Raw genomic sequence first — 20,303 nt, 5'->3', positions numbered from 1 at the left:
GCGCCTCTATGGTCAAGGGACGAGACAAGTCAAAACAAATGTCGGACTTAAGCTTTATCCTTTTCAGTGTTGTGCGCTATCGGTTTTTTCGACCGTTTTTTCTTCAGGAATGTCTTTCAACCCCGTTTTCAGTTTTTCCTGAATTTTTGCCAGTTCCTCCGGTTCCGGTTTTCCTGCAATTGCATGGTTCCACTGGAATGTGGCTTCAAGTTTGCGCCCGACACGCCAATATGCGTCGCCGAGATGGTCGTTGATGGTTGCGTCTTCAGGGCGTAGTTTGACAGCATTTTCCAGCGTTTTTACAGCTTCATCGTAACGCTTGAGCTTGTAATAGGCCCAGCCTAGCGAATCGACAATATAGCCGTCCTGCGCGCGCAGCTCGGCTGCTTTTTTGACCATATTCAAAGCTTCGTCGAGTTTTTCATTCCGGTCAATAAGTGAATAACCGAGATAATTCAAAACCTGAGGCTGGTTAGGGTAGAGCTCAAGTGCTTTGCGGAAATCCGGTTCGGCTTTATCCCACTCTTTCAATCTCTCTTCTGCCATGCCGCGTTGATATAACATCAACCAATTTTGTTTTTCGAGATGGGGGATGCGGGAGATCGCCCGATCCATGACAGCAACGGCTTTATCATATGCCTTGTCCTGCATATAAACGCCGGTCATTGCCATAGAAATGCGTTCGTCTTCCGGAAAATCTTTTTCCAGCGCCGCAAGATGGCGGATTGCTTCTTCACTTTTGCCTGTATCGGCTAAAATGAGAGCAAGCCTCAATTCCGCATCGCGATAATATGGCGATTTGACCGGAATTTCCTGGTAAGTATCAATAGCCCGCTCGTTTTCTTCCAGTTTTGAGGAAATATCGGCAAGTTGGAAGAGTGTAGCATCATTGTGCGGACGCAGGGCCTCAGCCAATTGTAAAAAAATGCGGGCAAATGCTTCTGCACCGCCCCGATTGATAGCAGTACCGAGGTCATAAAATACTTCTCCTGCACCCTCTTGAGGTGTTTTTACCAGCATATCAAGCGAACCGCCGGCTTCGACGCGTTGTCGAATATTCTTTAAAGCATCACGCCCTGTGAGCATTTTTTCACCTTCGCGCAAAGTGGCGAGAGCTTCATCGCGCTTGTTGTTGCGAAGTTCAAAAGATGCATAAGAAATGATGATTCGTTCATAGGTATCAGGTGCTGCTATACCACCCTGTTGGTCGTTGAGTGCCTGTTTGTAATAACGCTCGGCATTGTCTCTATGACCGGCAAGATCACTCATCAAGGCCATATGATAACTTAAAAACAAATCATACCAGACCGGTCCAAGCAATTTTTTGACTTCATCAACCGCTCCAGCCGTGTTGCCACGCCCGAATGTTGCCCAAGCCCCCAGCAAACCGGATGTCAGTGTATCCATGTCGGAAGGGTCGGAAAATTTAAGCTCGCTTTTTGCTGTGATGTAGTTTTTCCGTATGAAGGCGTCGCTTGCAAGAGTAAGCCTTACATAACGTTCGACGTCGGTATTGCCTTTCAGTCGCTTTGCCTGTTTGACAGCTTCCTTGAAATCGCCTGCCGACAGCAGCGTCAAAAGCATATCCTGCTGCATAGAGACATTGTTCGGTTCAAATCCCAGCGCCTGTTTGAAATAGGAAATAGCAAGATCGACTTTGTTGTCGCTTGCAGCGATGCGACCCGCCAGATAGGCTCCGGCAAAAGACCCTGCTTTTACGGGTTCTTCCTTTTTTGCAACAGCAGATGCTGTCATCAATATTGTACCCGCAGTAAATAATGCAATCAGACGGGTTGCTTTCGCGGCTTGCATGAAAAAATCCTCTTTTGACTTAAAACAGGTTGGCCATATTTATAGAATATATCCAGCCAAAATATGCAAAAATATCATCCGCCACCGGTCATTTTTACGCGAACACTGTTTTATGGAAGATCAGTTTACGCGTGAAATACAAAATTCGATGACTTCGCAAAGTGCGGCTTTTTCTTTACTTGGAGCCAATCCGTCGAGCGCTTTCAAAGCTTCATTGCCATGGTGACGGGCGGCTTTGATTGTATCTTCAAGACTATGATGTTGTTGCATCAATTTTTGTGCGTGGGCGAGTGCATCATCATCATTTTTTCCCTCTTCAAGGGATTGTTTCCAGAATTTTTTTTCCGTCTCGTCGCCACGAATATAGGAAAGAATAACCGGCATGGTAATTTTGCCTTCACGAAAATCATCGCCGGTGTTTTTACCTAAATTTTCCGAATTGCCACCATAATCGAGCGCGTCGTCGACAAGCTGGAAGGCAAGTCCCAGTGACGTACCGTAATGTTTTAATGCCTGACGTTCCTGTTGCCCGCAACCGGCGATAATCGGCCCGACTTCTGCGGCCGCAGAAAAGAGGGCAGCCGTTTTGGCATTGATAACTTTCAAATATTCGTCTTCAGTTGTCGTCAAATGTTTGGCGGCGGCAAGCTGCATGACTTCACCTTCGGCAATAATTGCGGCAGCATTGGCGAGCACCGACAAAGCATCCATGGAATTGACTTCAACCATCATTTTGAATGCTTGTCCGAGTAAAAAATCGCCGACAAGGACACTCGCCTCATTGCCCCAGATCATTCTGGCGGTCGATTTGCCACGCCGCAGATCGCTATCATCAACAACATCGTCATGAAGAAGAGTTGCTGTGTGCATGAATTCAACTGCCGTTGCCAGTTTGATATGCCCCGATCCCTGATAACCGAACAAGCGGGCAGAAGCCAAAGTCAGCATCGGTCTTAATCTTTTACCACCGGAAGAAATCAGATGATTTGAAACTTCAGGAATCATTTCCACATCGGAGCCGGCCATAGCAATGATGAGCTTGTTTACTTTATCCATATCACTTTTTGTAATATCGATAAGCGGCTTTATCGACGCCTGATTATCGGTTTTTTTAACTGTATTATTGTCAGCAACCAATGCTCATACTCCTGAAAAATCTTTTGATTTTTGCTTGCACCTTAATAAACCAAGCTCATCAACTCAAGCGTGATGTTGCTTGAGATAGCGCGTTTCAAAAGATATTTAAGGAAAAATGCTGATTTCTTCTGCGACCGGGTGCCGCACAATCGTTAAATATGTAACATAGCTTCATGATCGAATTATTTGACACCAACGATATTGTCCTGATTTCCTTTGCCGAAAGCCTTATGAAATCGGCCGGAATACTCTATTTGGTAACGGATCAGAATACCAGCGTGGCGGAGGGTTCACTCGGAGCTATCCGTCGCCGTTTTCTGGTTGATAGAGAAAGTGCCGATGAAGCACGACAAATTATGATAGATGCCGGCCTGGAACATGAACTCGCGCAAGGATAATAAATTGGAAACTTCTTCTATGAACGAAACAATAGATGTCTTCCATCGTGGCGGGTTTTATCTGGTTCAGCCAAAAAATGGCGGGCATCGTTCCGGCATGGATGCAATGTTGCTTGGTGGACTGGTGCCGACCGATTTTTGCGGAAAGCTTGCAGATCTTGGTGCCGGTGCGGGGGCTGCCGGTTTTGCTGTAGCCGCGCGTTGCAAAAAAGCCGAAGTTACGCTTGTCGAACGCGAAGCCGAAATGGTTGTTTTTGCCAGAAAAAGCATTGCTCTTGCTCAAAACGCGGCCATTGCCAATCGCATTGACGTTATTTCTGCCGATCTAACCTTGCGCGGTAAAGAACGGCAGAACGCAGGACTTTTTGATAATGCATTCGATTTTGCCATAATGAACCCGCCTTTCAATTCGCCAATGGACCGGAAAACGCCTGATGATCTCAAAGCTGCCGCACATGTCATGACTGACCGGATGTTTGAAAACTGGATACGGACAGCTTCAGCAATTGTGAGGCCATCCGGTTTTTTAGGCTTGATCGCACGACCACAATCGTTATCCGACATTTTGAAAGCATGTGAAGGGCGGTTCGGCAATATTTTGGTGTTTCCGGTCCATTCACGCAAAAATAGTCCCGCAATCCGAATTCTGATCCACGCAAAAAGAGCAAGTAAAGCGCCTTTGTCATTGATGCCGGCTCTTTATATTCATGATAGTGACTTACATGCTTTTTCTCCGCTTGTAGACGCAATCAATAATGGAAAGAAGAGCATCTGGCAGAGTTTGTGAACACGATTTTAACAAAATATTGCTTTTTGCCGTTTACAACTTAAATGACAATGGTGCAGTTTTTTAGCAATAGAAGCAGATTTTCTTATCAGGAGTTCAAACTTTGTCAGGTTTTTTCAAACGTTTTATTCCACGCCGGTTCCGTTCCAACGCCGTAGAAATACCGGTAGTGCGGTTGCAGGGAATGATTATGGAGGCATCATCGCCTTTGCGCCAGACTTTGTCCCTGAGTTCTTGCGCCAATGCTCTGGAAAAAGCCTTTTCGGATAAAGAGGCACCGGCTGTTGCCATCGCTATCAACTCTCCGGGTGGTTCACCGGTGCAATCACGGCTGATTTACCGTCGTATTCGTGATCTTGCCGAAGAAAAACACAAACGCGTTCTCGTCTTTGTTGAAGATGTTGCAGCCTCTGGTGGTTATATGATTGCCTGCGCAGGCGACGAGATTTTTGCAGATCCATCTTCAGTTGTCGGCTCTATCGGTGTGGTATCTTCTTCATTCGGTTTTCCCGAATTGCTCAAAAAAATCGGTGTCGAACGCCGCGTTTATACAGCCGGCAAGAACAAAGTCTCGCTTGATCCGTTCCAGCCCGAAAAAAAGGCCGATGTCGATCATTTGAAAGCTTTGCAGCTCGAAATTCATGAAACTTTTATCAATCTCGTCAAGGAAAGTCGTGGTTCCAAACTTGTCGATGATCCCGATCTGTTTACCGGCATGTTCTGGACCGGCAAAAAAGGTAAGGAACTGGGGCTGGTTGATGAACTTTCCGATTTGCGTTCGCTCGTCAAACAACGTTATGGGCGTGATGCCAAGATGCGTCTTGTTTCGGCATCCAGAAGCTTGTTAGGACGCAAAACTCCGGCGATTTCGGCTGGCCTCGTTTCAACTCTGGTAGACGGTGTTGTCCAATCGGCGGACGAACGTGCATTGTGGCAGCGTTATGGACTTTAAAAAGACAAATTCTTGAACGAAGATCAGGGAAGATTCATATCAAGGCTTGATTTGCGCTCGTAAATTATCAAATAATGATAAGGGAGCGAAAGGTGAAAATGTTGAGATTAATTGTTTATGGTCTTATTTGTGCTGCTGCACTTTATGCCTATCGTGCATTCAAGCGCGAATCGCAACGTGTTGCTTTGCGTGTCAAACATGCAGAAGAAGAACGTCGTACAGGCGCGAATGGCACATTGGTCAAAGATCCGGAGACCGGTGAATACTACGTCGAGCGGGATTAAACGTGGCTTCGGGAGTTGCAGGTCGAGCAACAGTAGTAACGCCGATCAAAATCAATTTGGCGCTCCATGTGGTGGGGGAGCGCGATGACGGGTATCACCTTCTTGACAGTCTGGTTTGTTTCAGCTTTGAAGGTGATGTTCTCCATTATGAAGCTGCCGGAACAAACAGTTTTTCCATTATTGGACCGGAAGCGGGTGCGCTATCAGTAGACACGAATAATCAAACGCAGAATCTGGTTGTGCGGGCGCGCGATATTCTTATTAGAAATTTCCCTTCAAAGTCAAAATCCTGCCGGTTAAGCCTTGAAAAAAATCTGCCTGTTGCTTCCGGTATCGGAGGCGGCTCCGGCGATGCTGCCGGTGTATTTGCTCTATTGAAACAGCAATGGCAAATTGAAGCTTCCGATGAAAAGCTTCTTGAACTCGGACTGGAACTTGGTGCCGACGTTCCGATGTGCCTTTCCGCATTTTTCAATCATGAACCGCTTCGTGTTTCCGGCATCGGTGAAAAACTTCAGCCTGTCGATTGCTGCAAAATTCCGATGGTGCTTGTCAACCATAGAAAATCCATTTCGACACCGGAAATTTTTAAACTTCTAGGCAATAAAAAAAGTCGGCCTCTTGCGATGGATTTTGCAAAATTGGCAAATCTTCATTCACTTGTGAACGAGCTTAAAAAAACGCATAACGATCTTTATGAATGTGCACGGCATGTCGAGCCGGAACTCGGAAATGTATTGGAAATACTCGACGTAAACGGTGCTCTTTTATCGCGTATGTCAGGATCGGGAGCGACGTGTTTCGGCATTTATGAAAATATCGAGACAGCGGAAGAGGTGGCACGAAAGATAAAATCACAAAAACCGGACTGGTTCGTTAAAGCAGTCGAGACAACGGGCAAAATAGACGAATAATCAGGAATAGAAATCATGAGTCATATTGATGAAAATGCAAAGATGGAATCGCTCAATATTGCGGTTTTGTCAGTGTCGGATACACGTAATTCCAGCGATGACCGGTCCGGAGATGTTCTGGAAGAACGGATCAAGTCGGCAGGCCATAATTTGGCTAAACGTGATATTGTGCGCGACGAAATTCCTGAAATCCGCAAAAAAATCGTTGATTGGGCAGCCGATCCCGATGTTGAAATTATCATCACGACCGGTGGTACCGGTTTTACCGGACGCGACGTTACACCGGAAGCAATCGAACCACTGTTTGACAAGCGGATGGACGGTTTTTCGGCGATGTTCCATAAAGTTTCCTATGAGACAATCGGCATGGTGACGATACAATCACGTGCAACAGCAGGACTTATCAATGGAACATTCGTGTTCTGCCTGCCCGGTTCAACAGGTGCCTGCAAAGATGCGTGGGATAATATATTGAAAGGCGAGCTTGATAGCCGCCAGCGTCCGCATAATCTGGTGATGCTTATGCCACGCTTGACAGAACGATAAACTAATTGTTTTCATTCAACAGTTTTTCGTATTGGCGGAAAATTAAAACTTTCTCCGTGTTTGTTCTTCCGTAATATAAAATAGAAGAAATATTTGGTCAGTTCCGAGTTGAAGTTTAACACTCCTGAGCAATATTGTATTGCTCAGTTTGCTAACCGGTTTGCAACTATTGACTTGATGAACCGCAACATATAGAGCATCGATCCAGACGCAAGAACTTTAAACTCTGTTTTATTTGGTAGATGACAACCGGCTTTTTTGTTGGGAGCACAATAACCGGCATTTGAACTATAATCGGATGAGTAAACTGTGAAAACCGGATTATATAAACGTTTAGAAAACAAATTTAGTGACAAGATACGTTATCTGATAAAAGAAACTCCGTCTTTTTTAAAAGATAATTATTTATTTTTATGTCTGCTTATCACTTTTATATGGTTAATTTATATTTTCTACCCCGGTTCAATCGTACATGATACTTTTTTTATATTTTCAGATGCATATCACAATAGAATAAGTAATTGGCATTCCGCATTATTAGGTAGATTTTGGCAAATTATATTGTATTTTACAGAAAATCGCGGAATCTTTGTGATAATTCAGTTGATACCATTATTCATAGGTATGTATATAATATGTAAAAATATAACAAAAGGTATAATTACCGGTGTTATATGCTCTTCGCTTTTTTTGGTTGTTACGCCAATTTTTTCATATATTATAATTGTACTAAAAGATACATATCTTGCGAGCTTTACTTTCTTTGTCTCCGCCTTAATGCTCGACGCAGCGATTTCCGGAAAAAAGAAGACGTTCTGTTTTTACTTGTTAACCGGAATAATTCTGGTTTTCTGCTTTTATCTTCGAGCAAATGGTTGCTTTATCGCAGCACCGTTGCTTGTTGCTATTTGGATGGGGTGGAAGTCTCCGATTATCTATCGTTACATAACGTGTTTTATCCTTGTTCTATGTATTGTAGCAACAGCATCTTTCGTTGATATCAAATTACTTAAGGCTAGAGACGAAACTCCAGATTTTTCGCTCATGGTTTTTGACTTGGCAGGAATTGCGAAAAATACCGGACACCCTACATTTCCTGATATCCCTGGAGTTCCCGATCAAATGGCAGTGATTAATCAATGCTATACACCGATAATGTGGGATACAGTTTCGCATTGGAGAAGAGATAGCATTTGTGGCTCGATCGCTGTCCATTATTTCGACAAAATATTTGAAGGACAAGAAGCCCTGAAAGAGGCGAGAACCGAGCTTCGTAGAGCTTGGGGTTCAGCGATCGTCCATCATCCGTTAGCATATTTGAAACACCGGATTTCACATTTTAACCGATTTATGGATTATCAGGGGCATCGGCCTGTTATTCGGCCACTTTACACAACCAATATTGGCTACGTTAATTATCTGGACAAAAACGATACCTTAACCCTCCCGGTTTCTGCACCGAACATCTGGGTTGATTATATCATGAATAGAGAACCTTCATTGGGCAAGGAGCTATGGTTTCATCCTTATGTAAGCCTGCTTATTCTATTGTTTTTCTATCTTTCAACGCTTGCCACCAGCGACCGTTTTAACAGGACGTTGAATGTCGTTTCATTTGCCGGTTTGATCTATCTTGTCGGATTTTTATTCGTCGGTGTTGCAAGTGACTTCAGATATTCCTATCCGAGTTTGATGATAAGTATTTTATGCATCCTTGCAGCATTCGGCTATTATAGTCAGAAGCGGCAATTGTTCGGGACCAAGACAACAAGGATCATAGCGGCCTCGATCACTGTTCCTTTATTTTTAATCGGCATAATCCTATGAAGCGGTGACTTTGGAACTTTTGGCATTTGATACGAACTGGAAGAAGAAATATGGAAAAGTGTTCGATCGCAGTTGTTATTCCTTGTTATAACGAGGAAATCACTGTCAAATCTGTAATCATGGATGCGAAGCGTTACATTAAAGGCGCGACAATTTATGTCTATGACAACAATTCTTCTGATGACACCGTCAAAATAGCAAAAGAAGCCGGCGCAATTGTCCGTAGTGAAAAACGACAAGGTAAGGGTAATGTTATCAAACGTGCATTCAGAGACCTTGATGAAGATATGATAATGATCGTCGACGGTGATTCAACTTATGATTTATCTATCGCCCAATCTGCGATTGACAAATTTGTTGATGAAAAACTTGATTACATGAATATTCGTCGGGTTTCCGAGGCAAAAGAATCCTATCCTTTCGGCCATCGTTTCGGAAACAAAGCATTAACCGGCGCAATACAATTTATCTTCGGACGGCAAATTACCGATATGTTATCCGGATATAAGATTTTTTCACATAAATTCGTCAAATCATTTCCGATTTCTTCCAACGGTTTTGAAATCGAAACAGAAGTCACTGTTCATGCCTTGGAAATGAATGTTGCACTGGATGAAATCGAAGCTCCCTATGGAGAACGTCCGGAAGGTTCCGAAAGCAAGCTTTCAACGATTAAAGACGGTTTTCTGGTTGGTCTTACCATCATCCGCCTCATCCAGTTGGAACGTCCCTTTTTGTTTTATTCCATGATTGCGCTGTTGTTCTGGATTCTCTCTTTTGCATTCGGCATTCCGGTCATTACCGAATATGCAAGAAGCGGGCTTGTCCCACGGCTGCCAACAGCAATTCTTGCTGGCTTCCTCGGACTTTTAGGTGCGATGAGCTTTATGGTTGCGCTTATTCTGGATCTCGTTAAGAAAACACGGGGCGATATGAAGAAACTTGCCTATCTTTCGATAAAATAACAATCATAATTATAGATGCGGTAGATTCCAGTGTTGTACTTCAAACTGGAATCTACCTTATAGAAAATCGCCTTTGTTGTCTGTTGTGTTTTTTCCGTCAATTTGTAGAGAACAAATGGTGTTTTAACAAATTGTATTTGCGGTCTGAAATTATTGGCTGGAATCCAAGATCTGTATAGGCAGGGTGACGGGATTAAGCTTTCGCAAATATTTATGTAGTGGCGTTTGATTATTATAAATCGAAGCAATCTGATTTTTTGTAATGAGAAGCCCGCCTTCAAGTTGGCGATTTAACCCCAAAAATCGGCGTAATTTCGTAACCTTTTTCGTTCCAATTAATCGGAACTGGGCAGGTCTTGTTTCATTTTCAATATAACGACTTAAAATTTCCCGCCATTGGTCGAGTAACCGTGCACCCGGTACCAGAAAAAGCAACCATTTGCTTTTTGCCGACATGATCGCAGTGCCTAAATCGCTGCGGGAGAGATAACGGCAGCCGGTATCATCGGCAACTGTCTTCAAGACATTGCTGTGATTTTCCGACCACAAAATAACCTCGCTAACAAGACCGAACACGCTGCCCGATACAAGCATTGCAAGGGTATCGGCCAAGGGATCTATGTCTTCATTTGCGTGAATAATAACACTAACCATAATCTTTCAATTAAATCATTATTTTGTCAAAAGCACGATAATTTATGTTCTTGTTTTGTTCGTATCACCATGGTAGATCGAAAGGATGGGAAAAGTACAAATCGATCAACATTTGGTAAAAGTCATCACCGAGGCCGACCGGCTGGCATTTGACGCAATGTCGGCCGCTGGCGGGAGTGCTTTTCTCGATCAATCCATGATAAGATTGGAAGACAAAAAAACAAGGGGAAGGGGAGCGGCGCTCAATCCTGCCGGAAGGTTCGAGAAACAGTCATGCGAACGTTTTTATGACGGTTGGGATATGGATGAACAGCTTTCCCCGCTTCAAACGTCTGTAGAAACCGAGAAAGCCCGTACGATTATTACCCACAATGATTCGCCCGATATTTTCTTTGATCGGTCAATCAATCCTTATCGCGGGTGCGAACATGGTTGTATTTATTGTTTTGCGCGCCCGACACATTCTTATATGGGGCTGTCGGCAGGGATTGATTTTGAAACAAAATTATTTGCCAAACCCGACGCGGCAAAACTTCTGGAACGGGAATTGTCAAAACCCGATTATAAAGTCCGGCCAATTGCTATAGGAACCAATACAGACCCCTACCAGCCAATTGAAAAAAACTGGCAGATTATGCGGCAAATTCTTGAAGTATTGGATAAATGCAACCATCCGGTTTGTATCACAACAAAATCGGCACTAATTGTAAGGGATTGCGATATTCTTGAAAAAATGGCTGAGCGAAAGCTTGTCCGCGTGGCTTTATCCATCACAACATTGGACAGAAAGCTTGCCCGCCTCATGGAACCACGCGCCGCAACGCCGGAACGGCGTCTATGGGCAATCAAAGAATTGACAAAAAAAGGCGTGCCCGTGAGCGTTATGATGGCGCCGGTTATTCCGGGATTGAATGACCATGAAATAGAAAACATATTGACCAAGGCAAAAGATGCCGGTGCGATTGACGCCGGTTACGTTATGCTCAGGCTACCTTATGAAGTTGCTCCGCTCTTTAAAGACTGGCTGTTGCGTGAATATCCCGACCGTTACAGGCGGGTTATGCAGCTTCTGCGTGATATGCGTGGTGGCAAGGATTATGATGCGGATTGGAAAACACGCATGTCCGGCGAGGGGCCGTTTGCAAAACTCGTTGCCGACCGTTTTCGCTTGGCGCGGCAAAGATCGGGCTTGCATGAACGCCATCCAAAGCTTGAGACCGGATATTTCAAGCCACCGCTGAAAGTCGCCAAACAATTATCTTTTCTTTTTGACGAAAAAGATTGATTAAGGATTTATTTCCCGCAATTCATACGAATGGCCGGACTTGCGCGAAATCTCCTGTAATGCAATTGGATTGTCCATGTCTCACAAAAATGATCTGCCGCTATTTCAAGATATTCCTTTAATGCCCGATTACGCGATCGAGGAAAGTCTTATTGCAAAAGGCTATCGGAATATAGCCGGAGTGGATGAAGTCGGGCGGGGACCTCTGGCCGGTCCGGTGGTGACGGCTGCGGTTATTCTTGACCGGAATAACATACCTGACGGCTTAAATGATTCCAAAAAGCTTTCGGCAAAGAAACGCGAAGCGCTTTATGACGGGATTTTGCGTTCGGCAGTAGCCGTGTCAATTTGTAGCCTGTCGGCAACGGAAATTGATCGTACCGATATCAGAAAAGCCGCACTTGAGGCCATGAGAAGAGCGGTTTGCAGTCTTTCTGTCAAGGCGGATTATGTTCTGGTGGACGGGCGCGATATTCCCCCGAAACTTGCTTATCCCGCTCAGGCACTAATAAAAGGTGACGGGCGGTCCCAATCTATTGCGGCGGCATCCATTATAGCAAAAGTCACGCGTGACCGGTTAATGGAAAAAGTGGGGGAAGTTTATCCCGCTTACGGTTTTGAAAAACATGCCGGATATGCAACGGCGTTTCACCGAGCCGCGATAGAACATGAAGGGCCGGTCAAAAAATTGCACCGTTTCAGTTTTGCCCCGATCAAGGGCGCGTTCTAGAGGATTGATATAATGATTATTCTTGCCTCGTCAAAAGACGCCGTTTCAAAAGCTGTTTCCTATCTTGATAAAGGGGAGCTTGTGGCATTACCGACCGAGACGGTCTACGGGCTTGCGGCGGATGCTACAAATGGCAAAGCGGTTGCCAATATATTCAAAACCAAAGGACGCCCCCAATTCAATCCGTTGATTGCCCATGTCAGCGGTGTGGATATGGCGGAAGACATTGTCGAAATTGATGCAATTTCAAGAAAGCTTATGGACACTTTCTGGCCGGGACCGTTAACATTGGTTTTGCCGCTGAAAAATCCGACACCGATAGACCCGCTTACCAGCGCGGGTTTGAAAACTTTGGCGGTTCGCAACCCTGTCGGGATATTCGCGACAATAGTAAAAGAACTCGGCCGGCCGGTTGCAGCACCGAGCGCAAATATTTCCGGCCGTTTGAGCAGTACAACTGCGCAGGATGTTGCCGACATGTTTGGCGAAAAAGTGCCGCTTATTATTGATGGCGGCGCAACGCGTGTCGGCGTTGAATCGACAATTATCAAGGTAATGGAAGGGCGCATCCTGCTGCTTCGTCCGGGTGGTCTGGCGACCGGAGAAATCGAGAAAGTAACAAGACTGAAGCTTGAACGTGTAGACCAGCGAGCAGCCATCGAAGCACCGGGCATGTTGAAATCCCATTATGCACCCAATGCATTTGTGAGACTTGACGCCAAAGACGTCAAAAGCGGTGAAGCACTTTTAGCCTTTGGAAAACAACAAACCGTAAATGCTGCACATGCTGTTGCAACGCTCAATTTAAGCGAGAGAGGGAATCTTGAAGAGGCGGCGAGCAACCTGTTTCATTATCTGAAGGAACTTGATAGAAAAGATGTTGAATGTATAGCTGTCGAGCCGATACCGTTTACCGGCTTGGGCGAGGCTATCAATGACCGGCTTCAACGCGCGGCAGCACCAAGGAAATAGAAATGATAGACAAAAAGCTGATTGAACGTTTTATAGAAATTGTCGGAGTCAATCACGCTTTGGTGGATCAGGATGTGATTTCATCCTATCTTGTCGAACAACGCGGGCTTTATCACGGGCGCACACCGCTTGTTTTGCGCCCTTCCTCGCCACAAGAAGTTTCGGAAATTATGAAACTTGCGAGCGAAAGCGGAACCCCTATTGTTCCACAAGGAGGGAATACCGGTCTTGTCGGGGCGCAACAACCGGACGAGAGTGCTAACGAGATTATTGTTTCTATGGAGCGGTTGAACAGAATCCGCTCGATTGATGTCGAAGGTAATCTGGCTTTGGTGGAAGCGGGTGTTGTTCTTCAGACATTACAGGAAAAGGTTGACGAGAAGGGGCGCTTTTTTCCTTTATCACTTGGTTCGGAAGGGACTTGCCAGATCGGGGGCAATCTTTCATCCAATGCCGGTGGTACGGGTGTTCTTGCCTATGGCAATACGCGCGAACTCTGTCTGGGTCTTGAAGTTGTTCTGCCGGACGGGCGCATTCTCGACGATTTGCGCTATGTGAAGAAGGATAATAGCGGCTATGATCTGAAAGACCTGTTTATCGGCGCTGAAGGAACGCTTGGTATTATCACCGCTGCCGTTATGAAGCTTTTTCCAAAACCGCAAGGAAAAGCGGTTGCCTATGCGGGCATGAAAAGTCCGGAAAAAGCGTTAGAACTTCTGCTTCTTGCCCAGAAAAAAGCCGGTTCCATGCTTACCGGTTTTGAACTTATGGCAAAGGTCGGAATGGAAATGTCTTTGCGCTACGTCAAAGGCGCTCATGCTCCAATTGAGCATGAAAGTGAATGGTATGTACTGCTTGATCTTTCTTCTTCCCATAGTGATGGTGAGGCGAGCAACACGATAGAAGATATTCTGGCAGATGCACTCCAACAGGGGATTATAGAAGATGCCTCCATTGCCCGTTCGGTGAGCCAGCAGAAGGAATTCTGGCGGCTTCGCGAAGATATGTCACCGGCACAGAAATTGGAGGGTGGTTCGATCAAACATGATATTTCTGTTCCTATCGCCTCGATTCCCGATTTTATCAGTGATGCGGCGAAAATCATTGAAGCCATCTCGCCGGGTGCCCGCATTGTCTGCTTTGGTCATATGGGCGATGGTAACCTGCATTATAATGTGTCGCAACCGGTTGGTGCCGACAAACAAGCCTATCTTTCCCTTTGGGGGGAAATGAATCACCGTATCCATACACTGGTTATGAGTTATAATGGTTCATTTTCGGCCGAACACGGGATCGGGCAATTGAAACGCAAAGAACTTGTTGCCTTCAAATCTCCGGTAGCACTTTCTCTCATGCGTTCGATCAAACAGCTATTCGACCCGAAAAACATCATGAATCCGGGCAAAATGCTATAAGTTTTGGTGAATAATAATTTAAAGCGCTGTTTGTAATTCGATAACCAAAAAACAAACCAATAATTTTTTAACCTAACCTTTTAACAAACCTATTAACAAAGCTCGCTAAGGTGTTCCCGATTGAATTGAAGAGGATATTGGGGACAAATATATGGCCACTCAATGGGCTAATCGGGCAAAAGCAGGGCTTGAACTGAGACTGGATCCCTGCCATCTGCCACAATATGTTTCTTTCGATGTTCAGGATAAGACCATTGTCTGTTCACTGAACGAGCGTGGAGCAGCGTTAAAAATCGAAGATGAAAACGGTGCTTCACGTGTGTCGCGTCTGGTGCTTGCCCATCAATTCAAAGGTGTTGCTGCGCGCGCTGTTGTGACTTCTTCAGGGCAAAAAGCGGTTTCTCTGGAGTTGTTACACCGAAATCATGATATATGCATTCCGCTTCTTGTTTCGCGCGATCTTGATGATGTGCTTCTCGATTGGCGACTTTGGGCAGATACCTATGATTTGCCGATGCTTCTTCTCAATGATGATGGTTCGGTTATTCCTGTCAAAGATCGCTCGCCGCTTGAACATTTTTTTGGTAAACACCCGCACCAACACGCAAAAAAGAACTTTTCATTGAGGTGTCGGGGATGCTCTCTGGGCATAAGACTGGTTATCAACAATCAGGTTATGCTTGGATAACGCAATTAAACCACATCCGGAAACGGTCACACTTTTCGCTGCAAGCCTGTCTTTGGTGGAACGGATCATGAAAAGCTTGTAATTTCGATCAAATCGCATTTCTTTAAAGACGACAATGATCCGATAATTTTGAAGGATAATGGTGTTCGGTTTCGGCAATAGAAAATAAAATTTGCGGAAATTTTCGTTTATTTTTTTGCCATTTGACAGTGAACCGGTGTTAAGCTTACCAGCGGTTTTAAACCGGAGGACCGAATGACGCGGCAAATTATTTTTATACTTGAAAAGCAGGATGCGATTGAAGCGCTTACAGCCTATTATCGCGATCATGCCCTATCAAAACGGACATTTACCAGTCTTTTTCTCCTATGGATAACGGCAGTTGCTGTCATGTCGGCGGTTCTTGTGGTGATTGATGGTGCCGATTGGTATCAGAACTGGGGGCATTCGCTCTATAGAATTTCAGCCATTTATGCCGCGATTATCATTGCAATCTGGGCACTGAATTATTTTGTTCTCATCCCCCACCATGTCAAACAATTGGTGAAAAATGACAAACAGATCGGGCTTGAACAAACCTGGGTGTGGGATGACCATGCAGTAGCAATAAAGAGCTCCTATATCCGCGGGACATATCCTTTCCGCTTATTTTCCGGTTGGCGGGAATATCCGACATTCATCGCATTATATATATCGCCCAAAAAATTCAATGTATTGCCCAAAGCACCGATAAACGAAGAACAGTTGGAAGATTTGCGCAGCATTTTCAAACGCGAAATAGCGGCTGAAGAAAAATAGAATAAGCGACTTTTGATAAATTCACTTTGAAACCGGATCAGAAGAGCCCGCCACGTTGTAAATAAAACGATTTTGTTAAACCCAACCGGTAAAATGAATACCCGTACTATAAAACCGTCGAAAGTGAAGCTGTCTTTTTTGAAAATGCTTCACGTTATCCGACACACCCTTTAATGCCCGATTTCCTTGATGACTTTTACCGGACAGGCAACGAATGATGCACTGTTTGAAAGATCCTGTTTTATAGTCATTCTGGTTTCATTATCCAGTATCGGGAAATTATAACGCACGAAACGGAATGACAGCCCGCTTATATCAAATGATGTTTTTTCCGGATATTCGGCGTTTTACCCGATCAATCGGTTTTTAGCTGCTTCTTCCCGCTCGATTGCGCGCCAGCCTATATCATGGCGATAAAATCCCTCCGGCCAATCAATCAATTTTATCGCTTGATAGGCTTTTTGCTGCGCCTCTTTTACAGTTTTACCGGTTGCTGTGACATTCAAAACCCTGCCGCCATTGGCTATGATCTTTCCGTCTTTCAATGCCGTACCGGCGTGGAAAACTTTCACGTCAGGAAGTTTATCCGCTTTTTCTATGCCGGAAATAATACTGCCACGTTGAGGCGCTTCCGGATAACCTTTTGCGGCCATGACAACAGTCAAAGCCTTATCGGTTTTCCAGTTGAGTTCGACATTTTCGAGATTACCCTTTGCGAGGGAATAGAGAACCGGTAGAAGATCGCTTTTTAACCGCATCATCAGAACCTGACATTCAGGGTCACCGAAGCGGACGTTGAATTCGATAAGTTCGGGACCTTTTTTTGTAATCATCAATCCGACAAACAGAACGCCGCTGAATGGACAACCAAGATCGGCCATGCCACGAATGGTGGGTTCGACGATTTCATTCATAACGCGCTTGGTCATATCTTCGGTCATAACGGGTGCCGGAGAATAAGCACCCATGCCACCGGTATTGGCTCCCTTGTCACCATCACTCACGCGTTTATGGTCTTGTGCAGAACCGAAAGGAATGGCCGTTTTCCCGTCACAAAGGCAAAAGAAACTCGCTTCCTCACCTTCAAGAAATTCTTCCACAACAATTTCAACCCCCGCTTTACCGAAGGCTCCGGCAAAACAGGCGTCAACCGCTTCAAGAGCTTCCTTTATTGTCGTGGCGACTGTTACACCTTTACCGGCAGCCAAACCATCGGCTTTGATAACGATCGGCGCGCCTTTTTTTTCGATATAACTTTTAGCGTCGTTTGCATTTTTAAAACGTTGGTAAGCGCCGGTTGGAATATTATATTTGGCGCACAAATCTTTGGTAAATCCTTTTGATCCTTCAAGCCGCGCAGCGAGTTTACTTGGCCCGACAACAAGAATCCCGGCATTACGAAGGGAATCTGCAAGCCCATCGACAAGAGGTGCTTCCGGACCGATGACAACGAGTTGAATGGCATTGTTCTTGCAAAATTCGCCAACCACCTTATGGTTTTTTACATCAAGTTCGATATTGTCGGCCAATTCGAGTGTTCCGGGATTTCCGGGTGCACAAAAGAGCTTGCCAAGAAGGGGAGAAGACGAAATTTTATATGCCAATGCATGTTCGCGTCCGCCTGAACCAATGAGAAGAACGTTCATTGCTTGCTCCTGCTGAAGAAGATGTTAAAACCGTTGCTCTTGTCATAGAAACGAAATGCTTTAGCTTCAAGGTAAAAGGTGTGCTGTTATAAATGGTAAACAACAAAAATATGACTTCCGCGAGCTTGAGCAATGGTGAAACAGTCCAAAAGGAAGGTGTGAGAGGGCGTGTCTTTGATGCGCCATCCGGTCATTGGGTCTATCACTTTTTACCGCGTTCCCTTTGGCCTTATGCCCAATTGGCACGTTGGGACAGACCTATTGGTTGGAAGCTTCTGATGTGGCCGTGTTTCTGGTCATTGATCCTTGCCATGGATGCGCCGGTTTTTGCCGCACAACCGCATCCATATGCGTTTATTCGGGCAATATGGTATCTTTTTCTTTTCTTTATTGGTGCGGTTGCCATGCGGGGCGCCGGTTGCACATGGAACGATCTCGTTGACCAGAAAATTGATGACAAAGTCGAACGGACACGGTCGCGGCCTTTGCCATCCGGCCAGGTCAGCCGGCTTCAGGCGAAAATTTTTATGGGGCTGCAATGCCTCGTCGGGCTTCTCGTACTGGTACAATTCAATCTGTTCAGCATTATACTGGGTATTTCATCGCTTGTTGTTGTGGCGATTTACCCGTTTATGAAACGTGTCACAGACTGGCCGCAGTTTTTCTTGGGTCTTGCCTTCAATTGGGGGGCATTGATGGGGTGGGCGACAATTTTCGGCCGTCTTGATTTTGCACCTCTGTGCCTCTATTGCGGTTCGGTTTTGTGGACCATCGGATATGACACCATCTATGCCCATCAGGATAAGGAAGATGATGCAATTGTCGGGGTTCGTTCCACGGCAAGGCTCTTTGGTGAAAATACCAAACCGGCTCTTATCGTCCTTTATAGCGGTTTTATAGTGTTGAGCCTCGGTGCGTTTATTCTGGCCGGTGTTCCAACTTTAGCCTATCTTGGCATCGCCCTTGCAGCCATTCACATGTTTTACCAGATTATCACAATCGACATTGACAATAATAGCGAGTGTCTCCGGTTGTTCAAATCCAATTCCATTGTCGGCTGGCTGATATTCCTTGGTCTGGTGTCAGGCTATTTCGCACGCTAATTTTGTGACAATCAAACCAAACGCGTCAATCAATCAGATGTATCAATCCGGCTCTGTAATCTAATCAAAGCCGGACATAGCCGTTTGTTGGAAAGCGTGCCATTCGTGGCTGAAATGCTTACGGGTATAAACGGTGTTTTTCCCACGATTTCACATCGGGTGAAGGACGGGAAAAAACCACACGGTCATGAAGCCTGAATTGCCTGTCATGCCAGAATTCTATTGAAAGCGGCTTGATTCGGAAACCCGACCAGTAAGGCGGGCGGGGAATGTTGCCGATCGCATATTTGGCCGTATATTCTGCAACTGCTTTTTCTAGTGCAAAGCGGCTTTCAAGCGGTCGGGATTGTTTGGATGCCCATGCACCGATGCGGCTTCCTCTTGCACGGGATTGATAATAGGTATCAGCTTCTTCATCGCTGACTTTTTCAACCAGTCCACGTACTCTCACTTGCCTGCGCAATGATTTCCAATGGAAGCATAAAGCGGCCTTCATGGTAGCAAGTATTTCGCGGCCCTTATTGCTTTCATAATTGGTATAGAACACAAAACCATCCGTGTTGACAGCCTTCAAAAGCACCATACGCACATCCGGAAGCCCGGTCGGATCCACCGTTGCAAGAGCCATGGCATTGGGGTCGTTAACCTCGCTTTTTTCCGCATCATCCATCCATGTTTTGAACAGTGCGAAAGGTTCATGGGCCTCGACAAAGTCACCAGTTTTTAACGTTTTATCTGTCATAATGCATCCGAATTATGTGTTTTGCGTATCATAAAGTGTTGTCAAACTACATGGCCGACACAGAAAAAAGTGAGCTATGGAAGCTTTTTTTAATTTAAAAAGCCGGCTTTGTCGTTTTGTTATTTTTGTCACGATCATGTGGCCAATGCAAGGCTGTATCATATCGGGTGACAAACTTGATAATATGGGTTCGGCGCTCTCGTCGCGAGAAAACAATGTTGATACATCGCTTGTCACTGGTTCGGTCAATTCTCAAGCCACATTGCCGGGCGATCCTATCGTCCAGTCCGACGAACTTGTTATTCGAGACGAAATCAGAACAATCGCAAATCTGGCCACTGCCCCCGAAGAATTGAAATGGGATAACAGCATTACCGGTAGCGAGGGGACAATCAGCGCGATTGTCGAAAACACCGATAAGGGACGCAAATGCCGCCGGTTCAAAACAACCCGTTCAGCTTATGATGGCGAGAACCTCTATCACGGGCAAGTCTGCGAAATAGCACCGGAAGTCTGGACAATGACCGCCTTTGATATGGTGCATTGAAGTTCGTAATCGGGGCAATCAAAAACGTTTAAAAAAACATTTAATGATCTGGTATTTTTGCTATTTGATAGGCATATAGAGAATGAGATATTTTCCACCTT

The 20,303-nt window shown here is 45.2% G+C and carries 21 protein-coding genes; 16 read left to right on the top strand and 5 right to left on the bottom strand.

Annotation, left to right across the window (positions count from 1 at the left end; translation table 11 throughout):
* Positions 1-63 precede the first annotated feature (63 nt).
* Positions 64-1,812 carry a tetratricopeptide repeat protein gene (locus H3S94_RS00670; protein WP_077991373.1) on the bottom strand — a complete coding sequence of 583 codons (1,749 nt, stop codon included), beginning with the start codon at positions 1,810-1,812 and terminating at the stop codon, positions 64-66.
* Positions 1,813-1,932: 120 nt separating this feature from the next.
* Complete coding sequence (locus H3S94_RS00665) at positions 1,933-2,949, bottom strand: polyprenyl synthetase family protein (protein ID WP_246786384.1); 1,017 nt, start codon at positions 2,947-2,949, stop codon at positions 1,933-1,935.
* A gap of 173 nt (positions 2,950-3,122) precedes the next feature.
* On the opposite strand from H3S94_RS00665, the gene H3S94_RS00660 reads away from it, so the two are divergent.
* From H3S94_RS00660 to H3S94_RS00625, 8 genes are all read left to right on the top strand, one after another.
* Positions 3,123-3,347, top strand: coding sequence for a DUF2007 domain-containing protein (locus tag H3S94_RS00660; RefSeq protein WP_198240005.1), 225 nt, complete (start codon positions 3,123-3,125; stop codon positions 3,345-3,347).
* Entirely contained in the window at positions 3,328-4,134 is an 807-nt protein-coding gene (locus H3S94_RS00655; RefSeq protein WP_198240004.1) for a methyltransferase, read from the top strand. Before H3S94_RS00660 ends, H3S94_RS00655 begins: the two co-directional genes overlap by 20 nt.
* A gap of 103 nt (positions 4,135-4,237) precedes the next feature.
* The gene (locus H3S94_RS00650; protein ID WP_246786382.1) at positions 4,238-5,086 is read left to right on the top strand and encodes a S49 family peptidase; all 849 of its coding nucleotides are present in this window, start codon (positions 4,238-4,240) and stop codon (positions 5,084-5,086) included.
* 98 nt (positions 5,087-5,184) lie between these two features.
* Positions 5,185-5,370: a hypothetical protein gene (locus tag H3S94_RS00645; RefSeq protein ID WP_198240003.1), complete on the top strand. Its 186-nt coding sequence runs from the start codon at positions 5,185-5,187 to the stop codon at positions 5,368-5,370.
* A gap of 2 nt (positions 5,371-5,372) precedes the next feature.
* Positions 5,373-6,284 (top strand): 4-(cytidine 5'-diphospho)-2-C-methyl-D-erythritol kinase, encoded by a 912-nt coding sequence (locus H3S94_RS00640; protein ID WP_198240002.1) that lies wholly within the window; start codon positions 5,373-5,375, stop codon positions 6,282-6,284.
* A 15-nt stretch (positions 6,285-6,299) separates the two neighbouring features.
* Positions 6,300-6,830 (top strand): molybdenum cofactor biosynthesis protein B, encoded by a 531-nt coding sequence (moaB, locus tag H3S94_RS00635; protein ID WP_198230761.1) that lies wholly within the window; start codon positions 6,300-6,302, stop codon positions 6,828-6,830.
* Positions 6,831-7,139: 309 nt separating this feature from the next.
* Positions 7,140-8,657 (top strand): hypothetical protein, encoded by a 1,518-nt coding sequence (locus H3S94_RS00630; protein WP_198240001.1) that lies wholly within the window; start codon positions 7,140-7,142, stop codon positions 8,655-8,657.
* 50 nt (positions 8,658-8,707) lie between these two features.
* Positions 8,708-9,622 (top strand): glycosyltransferase family 2 protein, encoded by a 915-nt coding sequence (locus tag H3S94_RS00625; RefSeq protein WP_198240000.1) that lies wholly within the window; start codon positions 8,708-8,710, stop codon positions 9,620-9,622.
* A 150-nt stretch (positions 9,623-9,772) separates the two neighbouring features.
* Here H3S94_RS00625 and H3S94_RS00620 read toward each other — a convergent pair whose 3' ends face one another.
* Positions 9,773-10,276, bottom strand: coding sequence for a hypothetical protein (locus tag H3S94_RS00620; protein ID WP_198230768.1), 504 nt, complete (start codon positions 10,274-10,276; stop codon positions 9,773-9,775).
* An 85-nt stretch (positions 10,277-10,361) separates the two neighbouring features.
* Between H3S94_RS00620 and H3S94_RS00615 the strand changes: the two genes are divergently transcribed.
* The 6 genes from H3S94_RS00615 to H3S94_RS00590 all read left to right on the top strand — a co-directional run bounded on the left by H3S94_RS00615 (position 10,362) and on the right by H3S94_RS00590 (position 16,164).
* Positions 10,362-11,561, top strand: a complete 1,200-nt coding sequence (locus H3S94_RS00615; protein WP_198239999.1) for a PA0069 family radical SAM protein — start codon at positions 10,362-10,364, stop codon at positions 11,559-11,561.
* Positions 11,562-11,637: 76 nt separating this feature from the next.
* Positions 11,638-12,291, top strand: a complete 654-nt coding sequence (locus H3S94_RS00610) for a ribonuclease HII (RefSeq protein WP_198239998.1) — start codon at positions 11,638-11,640, stop codon at positions 12,289-12,291.
* Positions 12,292-12,303: 12 nt separating this feature from the next.
* The gene (locus H3S94_RS00605; RefSeq protein WP_198239997.1) at positions 12,304-13,263 is read left to right on the top strand and encodes an L-threonylcarbamoyladenylate synthase; all 960 of its coding nucleotides are present in this window, start codon (positions 12,304-12,306) and stop codon (positions 13,261-13,263) included.
* Positions 13,264-13,268: 5 nt separating this feature from the next.
* Positions 13,269-14,678: an FAD-binding oxidoreductase gene (locus tag H3S94_RS00600; protein ID WP_198240455.1), complete on the top strand. Its 1,410-nt coding sequence runs from the start codon at positions 13,269-13,271 to the stop codon at positions 14,676-14,678.
* A 151-nt stretch (positions 14,679-14,829) separates the two neighbouring features.
* Positions 14,830-15,366: a DUF6101 family protein gene (locus tag H3S94_RS00595; protein ID WP_077991397.1), complete on the top strand. Its 537-nt coding sequence runs from the start codon at positions 14,830-14,832 to the stop codon at positions 15,364-15,366.
* Positions 15,367-15,621: 255 nt separating this feature from the next.
* Positions 15,622-16,164, top strand: a complete 543-nt coding sequence (locus tag H3S94_RS00590; RefSeq protein ID WP_077991401.1) for a YcxB family protein — start codon at positions 15,622-15,624, stop codon at positions 16,162-16,164.
* 347 nt (positions 16,165-16,511) lie between these two features.
* On the opposite strand, the gene purD is transcribed toward H3S94_RS00590, so the two are convergent.
* A complete protein-coding gene (gene purD, locus H3S94_RS00585; protein ID WP_198239996.1) occupies positions 16,512-17,810 on the bottom strand; it encodes a phosphoribosylamine--glycine ligase in 1,299 nt (432 codons plus the stop codon).
* Positions 17,811-17,902: 92 nt separating this feature from the next.
* Between purD and ubiA the strand changes: the two genes are divergently transcribed.
* On the top strand, positions 17,903-18,913 hold the full coding sequence (gene ubiA, locus H3S94_RS00580) for a 4-hydroxybenzoate octaprenyltransferase (protein ID WP_369805679.1): 1,011 nt from the start codon (positions 17,903-17,905) through the stop codon (positions 18,911-18,913).
* Positions 18,914-19,031: 118 nt separating this feature from the next.
* On the opposite strand, the gene pdxH is transcribed toward ubiA, so the two are convergent.
* Positions 19,032-19,655 (bottom strand): pyridoxamine 5'-phosphate oxidase, encoded by a 624-nt coding sequence (gene pdxH, locus H3S94_RS00575; RefSeq protein ID WP_077991406.1) that lies wholly within the window; start codon positions 19,653-19,655, stop codon positions 19,032-19,034.
* Between the two features lie 145 nt (positions 19,656-19,800).
* Between pdxH and H3S94_RS00570 the strand changes: the two genes are divergently transcribed.
* Complete coding sequence (locus H3S94_RS00570; protein WP_198239995.1) at positions 19,801-20,202, top strand: RT0821/Lpp0805 family surface protein; 402 nt, start codon at positions 19,801-19,803, stop codon at positions 20,200-20,202.
* The last annotated feature ends 101 nt before the right edge of the window (positions 20,203-20,303 follow it).

Source organism: Bartonella sp. B10834G3 (assembly GCF_016102505.1).
Classification (GTDB): domain Bacteria; phylum Pseudomonadota; class Alphaproteobacteria; order Rhizobiales; family Rhizobiaceae; genus Bartonella; species Bartonella choladocola.
The sequence above is the reverse complement of the archived record's forward strand: the minus strand, read 5'-3'. Positions and strand labels throughout refer to the sequence as shown.